General features: G+C 65.0%; 11 protein-coding genes. 8 read left to right on the top strand and 3 right to left on the bottom strand.

The genetic code is table 11. From position 1 onward, the window contains the following. Nucleotides 1–64 precede the first annotated feature (64 nt). The 8 genes from IC761_RS21380 to IC761_RS21350 all read left to right on the top strand — a co-directional run bounded on the left by IC761_RS21380 (nucleotide 65) and on the right by IC761_RS21350 (nucleotide 9,271). Nucleotides 65–1,561 (top strand): CoA-acylating methylmalonate-semialdehyde dehydrogenase, encoded by a 1,497-nt coding sequence (locus IC761_RS21380; RefSeq protein ID WP_195798606.1) that lies wholly within the window; start codon nucleotides 65–67, stop codon nucleotides 1,559–1,561. Nucleotides 1,562–1,583: 22 nt separating this feature from the next. Further along, entirely contained in the window at nucleotides 1,584–2,729 is a 1,146-nt protein-coding gene (locus IC761_RS21375) for an isobutyryl-CoA dehydrogenase (RefSeq protein WP_195798605.1), read from the top strand. After that, on the top strand, nucleotides 2,726–3,793 hold the full coding sequence (locus tag IC761_RS21370) for an enoyl-CoA hydratase/isomerase family protein (protein ID WP_195798604.1): 1,068 nt from the start codon (nucleotides 2,726–2,728) through the stop codon (nucleotides 3,791–3,793). The genes IC761_RS21375 and IC761_RS21370 overlap by 4 nt, the downstream gene beginning before the upstream one ends. A gap of 24 nt (nucleotides 3,794–3,817) precedes the next feature. Further along, nucleotides 3,818–4,708 carry a 3-hydroxyisobutyrate dehydrogenase gene (gene mmsB / locus IC761_RS21365; RefSeq protein WP_195798603.1) on the top strand — a complete coding sequence of 297 codons (891 nt, stop codon included), beginning with the start codon at nucleotides 3,818–3,820 and terminating at the stop codon, nucleotides 4,706–4,708. Then, on the top strand, nucleotides 4,708–6,426 hold the full coding sequence (locus IC761_RS21360) for an AMP-binding protein (protein ID WP_195798602.1): 1,719 nt from the start codon (nucleotides 4,708–4,710) through the stop codon (nucleotides 6,424–6,426). Before mmsB ends, IC761_RS21360 begins: the two co-directional genes overlap by 1 nt. Beyond that, nucleotides 6,427–6,906, top strand: coding sequence for a MaoC family dehydratase (locus IC761_RS21355; protein ID WP_195798601.1), 480 nt, complete (start codon nucleotides 6,427–6,429; stop codon nucleotides 6,904–6,906). 230 nt (nucleotides 6,907–7,136) lie between these two features. After that, a complete protein-coding gene (locus tag IC761_RS35910) occupies nucleotides 7,137–8,054 on the top strand; it encodes an SDR family NAD(P)-dependent oxidoreductase (protein ID WP_246791294.1) in 918 nt (305 codons plus the stop codon). 38 nt (nucleotides 8,055–8,092) lie between these two features. Continuing rightward, nucleotides 8,093–9,271 carry a TIGR03862 family flavoprotein gene (locus tag IC761_RS21350; protein WP_246791293.1) on the top strand — a complete coding sequence of 393 codons (1,179 nt, stop codon included), beginning with the start codon at nucleotides 8,093–8,095 and terminating at the stop codon, nucleotides 9,269–9,271. A 93-nt stretch (nucleotides 9,272–9,364) separates the two neighbouring features. Here the strand turns inward: IC761_RS21350 and IC761_RS21345 are convergent, their stop codons facing one another. The 3 genes from IC761_RS21345 to IC761_RS21335 are packed head-to-tail and all read right to left on the bottom strand — an operon-like array spanning nucleotide 9,365 to nucleotide 12,752. Beyond that, entirely contained in the window at nucleotides 9,365–10,444 is a 1,080-nt protein-coding gene (locus IC761_RS21345) for a D-TA family PLP-dependent enzyme (RefSeq protein WP_195798599.1), read from the bottom strand. A gap of 2 nt (nucleotides 10,445–10,446) precedes the next feature. Then, a complete protein-coding gene (locus IC761_RS21340; RefSeq protein WP_195798598.1) occupies nucleotides 10,447–12,258 on the bottom strand; it encodes an ABC-F family ATP-binding cassette domain-containing protein in 1,812 nt (603 codons plus the stop codon). Between the two features lie 2 nt (nucleotides 12,259–12,260). Beyond that, on the bottom strand, nucleotides 12,261–12,752 hold the full coding sequence (locus IC761_RS21335) for a YaiI/YqxD family protein (RefSeq protein ID WP_195798597.1): 492 nt from the start codon (nucleotides 12,750–12,752) through the stop codon (nucleotides 12,261–12,263). Nucleotides 12,753–12,754 lie beyond the last annotated feature (2 nt).

Here is a 12,754-nt window from a genome sequence, read left to right as displayed (position 1 = left end):
AATCCTATAAAATGCAGGTCGATAGGATTTGTCAAAGCAGACCGGGACCTAAGGAGCTCATTCCATGCGCGCAGTCGGACATTTCATCGGTGGCAAGGAGGTCAAGGGCACCTCGGGCCGCACCGCCGACGTTTTCGAGCCGATGACCGGTGACGTCCAGGCCAAGGTGGCGCTGGCGTCCAAAGCCGAGGTTCGCGCTGCCGTCGAGAACGCGCGCGCAGCACAGCCCGAATGGGCTGCGACCAACCCGCAGCGCCGCGCACGCGTCATGATGAAATTCGTCGAGCTGGTGCAGCGCGACTACGACAAGCTCGCCGAGTTGCTCGCCCGCGAGCACGGCAAGACCGTGCCTGACGCCAAGGGCGACATCCAGCGCGGCCTCGAGGTCGCCGAATTCGCTTGCGGCATTCCGCACCTCATGAAGGGCGAATACACCGAAGGCGCCGGCCCGGGCATCGACATCTATTCGATGCGCCAGGCGCTCGGCGTCGTCGCCGGGATCACGCCGTTCAACTTCCCGGCAATGATCCCGATGTGGAAGTTCGCTCCGGCGATCGCCTGCGGCAACGCCTTCATCCTCAAGCCGTCGGAGCGCGATCCCGGCGTTCCGATGCTGCTCGCCGAGCTGATGATGGAAGCGGGTCTGCCGGCCGGCATCCTCAACGTCGTCAACGGCGACAAGGAAGCCGTCGACGCGATCCTCGACGATCCCGATATCAAGGCCATCGGCTTCGTCGGCTCCACGCCGATCGCGCAGTACATCTATGAGCGCGCCGCCCAGACCGGCAAGCGCTGCCAGTGCTTCGGTGGCGCCAAGAACCACGCCATCATCATGCCGGACGCCGACATGGACCAGGCCGTCGATGCGCTGATCGGCGCCGGCTATGGCTCGGCCGGCGAGCGCTGCATGGCCGTTTCCGTTGCGGTGCCCGTCGGCAAGACCACTGCGGACCGCCTGATGGACAAGCTGATCCCGCGCGTCGAGAGCCTCAAGATCGGCACCTCGATCGATCCGTCCGCCGATTACGGTCCGCTGGTGACGCGTGAGGCGGTCGAGAAGGTCAAGAGCTACATCGACATTGGCATCAAGGAAGGCGCGACGCTGGCCGTCGACGGCCGCGGCTTCAAGATGCAGGGCTACGAGAAGGGCTTTTATCTCGGCGGCTCGCTGTTCGACAACGTCACCAAGGACATGCGGATCTACAAGGAAGAGATTTTTGGCCCCGTGCTCTCGGTCGTGCGCGCGCACGACTACAAGGAAGCGCTGGCGCTGCCGTCGGAGCATGATTACGGCAACGGCGTTGCCATCTTCACCCGCGACGGCGATGCCGCGCGCGACTTCGCGGCTAAGGTGAATGTCGGCATGGTCGGCATCAACGTGCCGATCCCGGTGCCGATCGCCTATTACACCTTCGGCGGCTGGAAGAAGTCGGGTTTTGGCGATCTCAATCAGCATGGCCCTGACTCGGTCCGCTTCTACACCAAGACCAAGACGGTGACCTCGCGCTGGCCGTCCGGCGTCAAGGAAGGCGCGGAGTTCTCGATCCCGCTGATGAAGTAACCCGTTCAGGAGCGAGGGCACGATGCAGTTCGCTCTGAACGAGGATCAGGTCGCGGTTCGCGACATGGCGCTGGCGTTTGCGGCGGAAAAGATCGCGCCGCACGCGTTGCAATGGGACGAGGAGAAGCACTTTCCCGTCGACGTGATGCGCGAGGCGGCGGCCCTCGGCATGGGCGGCATCTACATCCGCGAGGATGTCGGCGGCTCCGCCATGTCGCGGTTCGACGCGGCGTTGATCTTCGAGGCGCTGGCGACGGGGTGCCCGACCACCTCCGCCTTCATTTCCATCCACAACATGGCGAGCTGGATGATCGATGCCTTCGGCAGCGACACCCAGCGCCAGAAATGGCTGCCAAAGCTCTGCACCATGGAGCTGATCGCGAGCTACTGCCTGACCGAGCCGGGCGCCGGCTCCGACGCGGCCGCGCTGCGCACCCGCGCGGTACGCGACGGCGATCACTATGTGCTTAACGGCCAGAAGCAGTTTATCTCCGGCGCTGGCGGCACAGATCTATTGGTCGCGATGGTCCGCACCGGCGGCGATGGTCCCGGTGGCATCTCGACCCTCGTCATCGACGGCGAGACGCCGGGCGTCTCCTTCGGCGCCAATGAGCGCAAGATGGGCTGGAACGCGCAGCCGACCCGCGCCGTGATGTTCGAGAACGCCCGCGTGCCGGTCGCCAACCGCCTGAGCGAGGAGGGCGTGGGCTTCAAGATCGCCATGGCCGGCCTCGACGGCGGCCGCCTCAACATCACGGCCTGCTCGCTCGGCGGCGCGCAGACCGCGCTCGACAAGGCGCGCAGCTACATGAAGGAGCGCAAGGCGTTCGGAAAGCGGCTCGACGAATTCCAGGCCTTGCAATTCAAGCTCGCCGACATGGCGATCGAGCTCGAGGCCGCGCGCACCTTTCTGTGGCGCGCAGCGGCCGCGCTCGACCGCAAGGACCCCGATGCCACCATGCTCTGCGCGATGGCAAAACGTTTCGGCACCGATGTCGGTTTTGAGGTCGCCAACCATGCGCTCCAGCTCCACGGTGGTTATGGCTACCTCAGCGAATACGGCATCGAGAAGATCGTGCGCGATCTGCGCGTGCACCAGATCCTCGAAGGCACCAATGAAATCATGCGGCTCATCGTGGCGCGCAAATTGATCGAGGGCGCGCGATGAGTGGAGTGGAAGAGGGCGATCTCGTCGCCCGCGTTGAAGGCGCGGCCGGCGTGATCCGGCTCAATCGTCCCAAGGCCATCAATGCCGTGACGCTGGAGATGTTTCGCGACATCGAGCAGGCGCTCGATCGTTTCGAGGCCGATCCGGCCGTCGCATTGATTTTGCTGGAAGGCGCTGGCGAGCGTGGCCTGTGCGCCGGCGGCGACATCCGCACGCTCTGGGAAAGCTCGAAGGTCAATGGCGATCTCGGCAAGATCCTGTGGCGCGAGGAATACATCCTCAATGCCCGGATCAAGAAGTTCCCAAAGCCCTATGTCGCCTTCATGGACGGCATCGTGATGGGCGGCGGCGTCGGCCTGTCCGCGCATGCGAGCCACCGCGTGGTCACCGATCGCACCAAGCTTGCGATGCCCGAGGTCGGGCTCGGCTTCTTCCCGGATGTCGGCGGCACCTGGCTGCTGTCGCGTTCGCCCGGCGAGATCGGCACGTACTTTGGTCTGACCGGTCAGACCATGAATGGACCCGATGCGATCCATGCGAAATTTGCGGACACCGTGGTGCCGGCCGCCAAATGGCCGGAGCTGCGCGAGGCGCTGACGAAGGTTGGTTCCGGCGCGACCGCGGTCGAAGTCACCAAGCTCATTAACGGTTTTGCGACCGGTGAGACCTCGGGGCCGGTCGCCGCAAAAGAGCCGATAATCGACGCATGGTTCGGCTTCGACCGCATGGAAGACATCTTCGCCGCGCTCAAGCGTGACGGCTCCGAACTTGCGCTGGCGACGCTCAAGACGCTCAACGAGAAATCGCCCCGCGGCATGGTGGTGACGCTCAAACTGCTGCGGCTCGCGCGGACGGCGTCGAGCCTGGAAGAGTGCCTTGTGCGCGAATATCGCGCCGCGCTGGAAGTGTTCCGCAGCGACGATTTCCGCGAGGGCGTGCGCGCCGCCGTGATCGACAAGGACCGCAATCCGACCTGGTCACCGCCGCGGATTGAGGACGTGACGCCTGAAATGCTTGCGCCTTATCTCGCCGACATCGGCGCCGACGAGCTCAAGTTCAATTAACAACGTTCAGCGGAGGAAACGAAGATGGCCACGATCGCATTCATCGGTCTCGGCAACATGGGCGGTCCGATGGCCGCCAATCTGGTCAAGGCCGGCCACAAGGTGGTGGCGTTCGACCTCGTCGAAGCCTCACGCAATCAGGCGAAGGCGGACGGCGCCGGCATTGCCGAGAGCGCTGTGGGTGCGGTGAAGGGGGCCGACGTCGTCGTCACCATGCTGCCGGCCGGCAAGCATGTGCTCGGCGTCTGGAACGAGGTCATTCCTGTCATGATCAAGGGCGCTCTGATCATCGATAGCTCCACCATCGATGTCGAAAGCGCGAGGGCCGCCCATGCGCTCGCTGCCAGGCACGGTGTGCTTTCAGTCGACGCGCCGGTTTCCGGCGGCACCGGCGGCGCCAAGGGCGCGACGCTGACCTTTATGTGTGGTGGCGAGGAGAATGCGTTTGCGGCAGCCAAGCCCGTGCTGGAGAAGATGGGCAAGAAGATCGTCCATTGCGGCGGCAGCGGCGCAGGCCAGGCGGCAAAGATCTGCAACAACATGATCCTCGGCATTTCCATGATCGCGGTGAGCGAGGCTTTCGCGCTCGGCGAAAAGCTCGGGCTCTCGCATCAGGCGCTGTTCGACGTCGCCTCGACCTCGTCGGGCCAGTGCTGGTCGCTGACGACCTATTGCCCGGTTCCGGGCCCGGTGCCGACTTCGCCTGCCAACAACGACTACAAGCCGGGGTTCGCCTCGGCGCTGATGGTGAAGGACCTGACCCTCGCGCAGGACGCCGCGAAGGCCGCAGGCGCGGCGACGCCGCTCGGCAAGCATGCGCAGGAGATCTATCAGTCTTTCGACGCAGCCGGTCAGGGCGGGGTGGATTTTTCCGGAATTATCAAGCACGTTAGGGGGCTGGCCGGGAAAGCTTGATGACGACATTTCAGGAAGCGCGCGCGTTTCTGCTAAAGCACCGCACGGATTATGAGGCCGCGGTCAAGAATTTCCGCTGGCCTGATCCAGTTCCCTTCAACTGGGCGCTCGACTGGTTCGACGCCGAGCTGGCGGCGAAGCCTGACAGCAAGGACCGGCCCGCGCTCTGGATCGTCGATGCCGCGCAGGACAAGCAGACCAAGCTTTCTTTCGCGGCGCTCTCGAAGCGCTCCAACCAGGTCGCGAACTTCCTCCGCGCGCTGGGCCTGAAGCGCGGCGATCATCTCTTGCTGCTGCTCGGCAATGTGGTGCCGCTGTGGGAGACGATGCTGGCTGCGATGAAGCTCGGCGTCGTCGTGATCCCAGCCACCACGCTGCTCACCGCGGATGAGTTACGCGACCGGCTCGATCGCGGCAAGGCGAAGGCAGTGGTGGCTGCGCAAGACCAGGTCGCGAAATTCGCGAGCCTTGGTGTCGAGAACGTCGTGCGCATCGTGGTCGGCGCGGCGTCTGACGGTTGGCTTTCGTACGACGATGCGGCGCAGGATTCGGACAGTTTCGCGGCTGATGGCCCGACCAACGCCGACGACCCGATGCTGCTCTATTTCACCTCGGGCACGACGGCAAAACCGAAGCTCGTTCGGCACAGCCAGCGCAGCTATCCCGTCGGCCATCTCTCGACGATGTACTGGATCGGACTGAAACCCGGCGACGTCCATCTCAACATCTCGTCGCCCGGCTGGGCCAAGCATGCCTGGAGCTGCTTCTTCGCGCCGTGGAATGCCGGCGCGACCGTGTTCGTGGTCAACCAGCCGCGCTTTGATGCGAAGGCGCTGCTCGCCACGATCGGCCGCTGCGGCGTCACAACGCTGTGCGCGCCGCCAACGGTGTGGCGGCTGTTCATCCAGGAGAACCTGGCCGCCTTCAAGGTCGCATTGCGCGAGGTCTGCGGCGCCGGCGAGCCGCTTAATCCTGAAGTGATCGACCAGGTGCAGGCGGCCTGGGGCCTCACCATCCGCGACGGCTACGGCCAGACCGAAACCACCGCGCTTGCCGGCAACTCGCCGGGGCAAAAGATCAAGGTCGGCTCGATGGGCCGGCCGCTGCCGGGCTATCGCGTGCAGGTCAGCGACGCCGATGGCCATCCGGCCAAGGAGGGCGAGGTGGCCCTGGTGCTGGGCGCTGACCGTCCCGCCGGCCTGATGCAGGGTTATCAGGGCGATGACGGCAAGCTCTCCGGCGCCGAAGGCGTACTTTATCGCAGCGGCGACGTGGTGTTCGAAGACGAGGACGGCTATCTCACCTTCGTCGGCCGCTCCGATGACGTGTTCAAGTCCTCCGACTATCGCATCAGCCCGTTCGAGCTGGAGAGCGTGCTGCTCGAGCACGAGCTCGTCGCCGAAGCCGCTGTGGTGCCAAGCCCCGATCCGATCCGGCTCGCGATCCCAAAGGCCTTCGTGCTCCTGACATCGGGCGCCGAGCGGACGCCGGAGACGGCGCTGTCCATCTTCAAGCACCTGCACGCGCGGCTTGCGCCGTTCAAGCGGATCCGCCGCATCGAGATCGTCCCCGAGCTGCCGAAGACGATCTCTGGCAAAATCCGTCGCGTGCAGCTACGACGGCTGGAGCGCGACGATGATCGCAACGATCCGCTGCGCGGCCAGGAATTCCGTGAGGAGGATTTTCCGGAGCTGCCGAAAACACGGAGTGAGACCTAAGTGAACGAAGTCTGGAAGAAGCCGCCGCTGGCCATGGACGCCTATCAGGCCATGGTCGGCAAGGAAATCGGCGTGTCATCATGGCACCTGATCGACCAGCCCCGCATCGACGCCTATGCCGACGTGATCGAGGATCACCAGTTCATCCATGTTGACCCCGAAAGGGCGAAGAAGGAAACCGACTTCGGCACCACCATCGCGCACGGCTTTCTCACGATGTCGCTGCTGTCGATCATGTCCTATGAGGTGATGCCAGTCATCGCCGGCGCCACGATGGGCGTCAATTACGGCTTCGACAAGCTGCGCTTCATCTCCCCGGTGCGTTCGGGCAAGCGCGTCCGCGGCCGCTTCGTGCTCGCCGAAGCCAGGCTGCGGAAGCCCAACGAATTTCAGACTCGCACCAACGTCACGGTGGAAATCGAAGGCGAGGACAAGCCCGCGCTAGTCGCGGAGTGGCTTGGGTTGACCTATTTTGCCTGAGCCCCATCGTGATGCCCGGGCTTGACCCGGCCATCCATCGCTGCTCAAAAGCTGCCAAATCTCTCGCGGGGTGTTCTTACCCTCTCCCCCTTGTGGGAGAGGGTGGCTTCGCGGAACGCGAAGCCGGGTGAGGGGTATCTCTCCACGAGCTCCGCTGCCGAGAGATACCCCTCATCCGGCGCTCGCGCGCCACCTTCTCCCGCAAGGGAGAAGGAAGAAAGGAAACACTCATGGCAATCAGGTTTGACGGACGCGTCGCCATCGTCACCGGCGCGGGCAATGGTCTCGGCAAGGCGCACGCTTTGGGCCTCGCCAGCCGCGGCGCGAAAGTCGTGGTCAACGATTTCGGCGGCGCGCGTGACGGCTCGGGCGGCTCGCTCTCGCCGGCGGAAGCTGTAGTCGAGGAGATCCGCAAAGCCGGCGGCACGGCGATGGCTGACGGCGCCGACGTTTCCAATTTCGAGCAGGTCACCGCGATGGTCGAGCGCACCACCAAGGAGTGGGGCAGCGTCGATCTGATGTGCGCCAATGCCGGCATTTTGCGCGACAAGTCATTCGGCAAGATGGAAGCAGCCGATTTCCAGAAGGTGCTCGATGTGCATCTCGTCGGCACCTTCTATTGCTGCAAGGCGGCCTGGGCTGGCATGCGCGACCGCAATTACGGCCGCATCGTGCTGACCACCTCGTCCTCCGGCCTCTACGGCAATTTCGGCCAGGCCAATTACGGCGCGGCGAAGTCCGGCATGATCGGGTTGATGAATGTGCTCGCGGAAGAGGGTCGCAAGAACAACATCCGCGTCAACATCATCTCGCCGACGGCAGCGACCCGCATGACCGAAGAGTTGTTGCCGCCGCAGGCGTTGCAGCTGATGAAGCCGAACGCGATCACGCCAGCGGTCGAATACATGCTGAGCGAGGACGCGCCGACCCGCACCATCATGGGTGCCGGTGCCGGCTCCTTCGCGGTGATCAAGATTCTTGAGAGCGAAGGCATCAACCTGCCGGAGTCCGAATGGACCCCGGATGCGGTAGCCGCGCATTTCGCCGAGATCAGCGACATGTCGAAGGCCAAGGCGCTGGCCGGGGCATTCGAGCAGACGCAGAAATACGTCGCGCAGGCCGCGGCCCGGGCGGGGATCAAGCTCTGACGGACGTCGCCGTCATCGGTGCCGGTCCCGCCGGGCTAATGGCGGCGGAGGTGCTGGCGCAGGGTGGCGCCCGCGTCACCGTCTACGACGCCATGCCGTCCGCGGGCCGCAAATTCCTGATGGCGGGCCGCGGCGGCCTCAATCTCACGCACAGCGAGCCGTTGCCGGAATTCCTCGCGCGCTATCGCGAGGCGATGCCGCATCTGCGCGCCGCAGTCGAGGCGTTCCCGCCAGACGCGCTGCGCGACTGGAGCGCGGCGCTGGGTGAGCCGACCTTTGTCGGCAGCAGTGGCCGGGTGTTTCCAAAGACGTTCAAGGCCTCGCCCTTGTTGCGCGCCTGGTTGCGGCGGCTCGATGCCAGTGGCGTCCGATTTGCCTTTCGCCATTGCTGGACCGGATGGGACGAGCATGATCGGTTGCTGTTTCACACCTCAGAGGGGCAACGGGCGATCGAAGCCAGCGCGACGGTGCTTGCGCTCGGCGGCGCCAGCTGGCCGCGGCTGGGCTCGGATGGCGGCTGGGTCGATATCCTTGCGGCGAAAGGCGTTGCCATCTCGACGTTGCGGCCGGCCAATTCCGGCTTCACCGTCGCATGGTCCGATGTGTTCCGCGACCGTTTCGAGGGCCAGCCGCTCAAGGGCGTGGCGCTGACGATCGGTACGCACATGGTGCGCGGCGAAGCGATGATCACGCGCAGCGGCATCGAGGGCGGCGCGATCTACGCGCTGTCGGCGGAGCTGCGCGAAGCGGTGCTGGGTCTGGGCCAAGCGACGCTGACGATCGCATTGCGGCCCGACCTCGACGCCACCGCACTGACCACGCGGCTATCAGGCACGCGCGGCAAGCAATCCCTGGCGAACTTCCTGCGCAAGGCCGCGCAGCTGTCTCCAGTCGGCATCGGCCTGATGCAGGAGGCCGCCATCGCGTCCGGACGAGCACTGGCGTCCTTCTCGCCGGCGGAGCTTGCGCATCTCATCAACGCCATTCCGGTTCAGCTCACCGGCATAGCCCCGGTCGATCGCGCGATCTCCACCGCCGGCGGAGTGATGTTCGACGAGCTCGACGACCACTTCATGTTGCGCAGATCGCCTGGCGTGTTCGCCGCCGGCGAGATGCTGGACTGGGAAGCGCCGACTGGCGGCTATCTGTTGCAGGCGTCGTTTGCGACGGGGGCGGCTGCGGGCAGGGGTGTGCTGGCGTGGCTTGAGAAATCGTAGGGTGGGCACAGGCGCGAAGCGCCGTGCCACCATGCCTCCGCATATGCCGCTGCGATGGTGGACACGCTTCGCCTTGCCACCCTACAGTAGCCGCTACCGCAGCTTCCCGCGTGCAGCCACGGGCAGCGTGCCGATGATCTCCTCGCCGCGCACCATGACCACCTCGTCCATCATGTTCACGACGACGCAAACATGATTGGGCACGATCCGCACGACGTCGCCGACATTCGGCCGTGTGTTGCTGCGGGAGAGGTCGAGGAAGCCGTGCTCCTCGGCGAAGCGGGCGATCTTGGCCTCGGGATGCTCCAGGATCAGGCCGTGGCCGTCGAGGCCGCCGGTGTCGGTCGTCAGCGTCTTCGAGCCGGCGTCGAGAATACCACGTTCGGGTGCGGCGCGGCTCACCACCGTCGAATAGATGTGCAATGCGCAGTCATCCCAGGTGGCGGAGCCGGCCGCGACCTGCATGCGGTCGTTGTAGATATAGGTGCCGAAGCGATGCTCGGTGCCGCCCTTGAGCTTGCCGATGTTGACGAGGTTCGGCGTGCCGCCGGTTGAGACGATTTTGGCGTCGAGCCCGTCGGCGCGCACGCCGGCCAGTGCCTCGTCGTAGAACTTCTGGGCATCGCCCCAGCCGGTCTCGGTCGGGTAGAGCATGAAGCCGGCGAATTCGAGCCCCTTGGACGCTGCGATTTCGCGCGCGAGCGCAATCGCCTCGGCCGGCGTCTCGACGCCGGCGCGCTTACGTCCGGTGTCGCATTCGACCACGACCGAGAGCGGGCGACCCGAGGCTGCGGCGGCCTTGGGCAGTCCGGCAACGACGGTCGAATTGTCGGCGGCGACCGTCATATTCGCCTTCGCCTGCAACGCGCCGAGGCGGGCCATCTTCTCCTCGCCGAGCAGATTGTAGCTGATCAGGATGTCGTCGATGCCGGCATTGGCCATGATCTCGGCCTCGCCGAGCTTCTGACAGGTGATGCCCTTGGCGCCGGCCGCGACCTGCATCTTCGCAATCGTCGGGTTTTTGTGCGTCTTGATGTGCGGCCGGTTGGCGATCCCGGCATCATCGCAGGCCTTCTGGATCCGTGCGATGTTGCGTTCGACCTTGTCCATGTCGATGACGGCGCAGGGCGTGCCGTATTCGCGGGCGATCTTTGCGGCGAGAGGAGTGGTCATGTTTAAGCCTGCTCTATTTCTTCGCGAAGCATTTCCAGTTCCAGCCAGCGCTCTTCGGCGGTGGACAATTCCTCATGCGCCTTGGCGATAGCGGCCGAGGCGTCATCGAATTTTTTGCGATCTTTGGCGTACAGATTGGGATCGTCGAGCACGCGCTGCAGCTTTGCGATATCCGCCTGCAGCGTTTCCATCTTCTTCGGCAACGTTTCCAGCGCATGCTTCTCGTTGAAGCTCAGCTTCCGCTTGGACGCGAAAGCGGTTGCAGTGGAGCGCTCTTCTTTCTTCTCGGCGGGAGCTTGCGCCTTCGCCGTCTCGCGTTTGAGGTCGGCACCGCGTTGCGCCAGCATGTCGCTGTAGCCGCCGGCATATTCGGTCCACTTGCCGTTACCTTCAGGCGCGATCACGGAGGTGACGACGCGGTCGAGGAAGTCGCGGTCGTGGCTGATCAGGATCACGGTGCCTTCGTAGTCGCCGAGCATCTCCTCCAAAACGTCGAGCGTTTCGAGATCGAGATCGTTGGTCGGCTCGTCCAGCACCAGCAAATTCGACGGCTTTGCCAGCGCGCGCGCCAGCATCAGCCGGCCGCGCTCGCCGCCGGAGAGCACCTCGACCGGCGTGCCGCGCTGCTCCTGGGCGAACAGGAAGTCCTTCATGTAGCCGACGACATGCTTCGGCTTCCCGCCGACCATGATCTGGTCACCACGCCCGCCGGTCAGCGCCTCCGCCAGCGTCGACTTTGGATCGAGGCTTTCGCGGTGCTGGTCGAGTGTGGCGGTCTCTAGATTGGCCCCTAACCGTACGATGCCGGAGTCTGGCTGCGCGCCGCCGGTGAGGAGGTTGACCAGCGTAGTCTTGCCTGCGCCGTTCGGACCGACAATGCCCAGCCGGTCGCCGCGCTGGATGCGGGTCGAGAAATTGTCGACGATCACACGGTCGCCAAACGCCTTGGTGATGTTCTTGGCCTCGATCACCAGCTTGCCGGATTGCTCGGCTTCCGCGGCCGCAAGACTGGCGGTGCCGGCCGTGCCGCGATAGTTGCGGCGCTGGTCGCGCAGTGCATGCAGATTGCCGAGCCGCTTGACATTGCGCTTGCGGCGGCCGGACACGCCGTGGCGCAGCCAGTGCTCCTCGTCGACGATCTTGCGGTCGAGCTTGTGCTGGTCGCGCTCTTCCTCTGCCAGCACCTCGTCGCGCCAGGTCTCGAACGAGGCAAAGCCGCGATCGATCTGCTTGATCTTGCCGCGATCGAGCCATGCGGTGGAGCGCGAGAGATTGGTCAGGAAGCGGCGGTCGTGGCTGATCAGCACCAGCGCGCTGCGGCGGCTGTCGAGCTCCTGTTCCAGCCATTCGATGGTGGAGAGATCGAGATGGTTGGTCGGCTCGTCCAGCAGCAGGATGTCGGGCGAGGGCGCCAGCACGCAGGCCAGCGCCGCGCGGCGGGCTTCGCCGCCGGAGAGATTATGCGGGTTCTCGTCGCCGGTGAGCCCAAGCTGCTCCAGCAGATAGCGCGCCTGATGCTGATCGTCGCCGGGCGCGAGCCCCGCCTCGACATAGGCCAGCGTGGTCTTGTGGTCGCCGAGATCCGGCTCCTGCGGCAGATAGCGAACCGTCGCGCCCGGCTGCACGAAGCGCGTGCCGCCGTCGGGCTCGACCAGGCCGGCCGCGATCTTCAACAGCGTCGATTTGCCGGAGCCGTTGCGGCCGATCAGGCAGACGCGCTCGGAGGGCGCGACGTTGAGCTCGACGCCTGACAGCAGCGGCGTGCCGCCAAAGGTCAGCTTGATGTCTTTCAGTTGGATCAGCGGCGGCGCCATGGTCAGCCTTGGCTCGTCGCGGTGTGATCGGCACGGCGGCGCTGGATCCGACGCAGCGTCTGGTCGAGCGCCGAGAGGAAGGCGGAGCGATCGCGCGGCGCGAACGAGCGCGGACCGCCGGTGACTTCACCGGCCGAGCGCAGATCCGTCATCAGATTGCGCACTGCCAGCGTCATCCCGATCGACTCTTCCGTGAACGGTTTTCCGTTCGGCGCGATCACGTCGGCGCCCGCCTTGACACAGCGACTTGCCAGCGGAATGTCCGATGTCACGACCACGTCGCCCGGCTTGGCCCGCTCCGCGATCCAGTCATCGGCGGCATCCATCCCGGCACCGGCCGCGATCCGCTCGATCAGGGGATCTTGTGGCACGCGAATAAAGTTGCCGGCGACCACGCTGACGGGCACGCCGTGCCGGATCGCGACGCGATAAATCTCGTCCTTCACCGGACAGGCGTCGGCGTCGACATAGATGCGGGCGGGGGTGTCAGCCATTG

Origin of the sequence: Bradyrhizobium commune, assembly GCF_015624505.1 — a bacterium.
Taxonomy (GTDB): domain Bacteria; phylum Pseudomonadota; class Alphaproteobacteria; order Rhizobiales; family Xanthobacteraceae; genus Bradyrhizobium; species Bradyrhizobium commune.
Note: the sequence above shows the minus strand (reverse complement) of the source record. Positions and strands in the feature narration are given on the sequence as shown.

What these genes read in the sequence shown, in the direction of transcription:
- IC761_RS21345 (WP_195798599.1), bottom strand. Translation starts at nt 10,444, where the DNA reads ATGACCACTCCTCTCGCCGCAAAGATCGCCCGCGAATACGGCACGCCC.
- IC761_RS21340 (WP_195798598.1), bottom strand. Translation starts at nt 12,258, where the DNA reads ATGGCGCCGCCGCTGATCCAACTGAAAGACATCAAGCTGACCTTTGGC.
- IC761_RS21380 (WP_195798606.1), top strand. Translation starts at nt 65, where the DNA reads ATGCGCGCAGTCGGACATTTCATCGGTGGCAAGGAGGTCAAGGGCACC.
- IC761_RS35910 (WP_246791294.1), top strand. Translation starts at nt 7,137, where the DNA reads ATGGCAATCAGGTTTGACGGACGCGTCGCCATCGTCACCGGCGCGGGC.
- IC761_RS21335 (WP_195798597.1), bottom strand. Translation starts at nt 12,752, where the DNA reads ATGGCTGACACCCCCGCCCGCATCTATGTCGACGCCGACGCCTGTCCG.
- IC761_RS21375 (WP_195798605.1), top strand. Translation starts at nt 1,584, where the DNA reads ATGCAGTTCGCTCTGAACGAGGATCAGGTCGCGGTTCGCGACATGGCG.
- IC761_RS21370 (WP_195798604.1), top strand. Translation starts at nt 2,726, where the DNA reads ATGAGTGGAGTGGAAGAGGGCGATCTCGTCGCCCGCGTTGAAGGCGCG.
- IC761_RS21350 (WP_246791293.1), top strand. Translation starts at nt 8,093, where the DNA reads ATGGCGGCGGAGGTGCTGGCGCAGGGTGGCGCCCGCGTCACCGTCTAC.
- IC761_RS21360 (WP_195798602.1), top strand. Translation starts at nt 4,708, where the DNA reads ATGACGACATTTCAGGAAGCGCGCGCGTTTCTGCTAAAGCACCGCACG.
- mmsB (WP_195798603.1), top strand. Translation starts at nt 3,818, where the DNA reads ATGGCCACGATCGCATTCATCGGTCTCGGCAACATGGGCGGTCCGATG.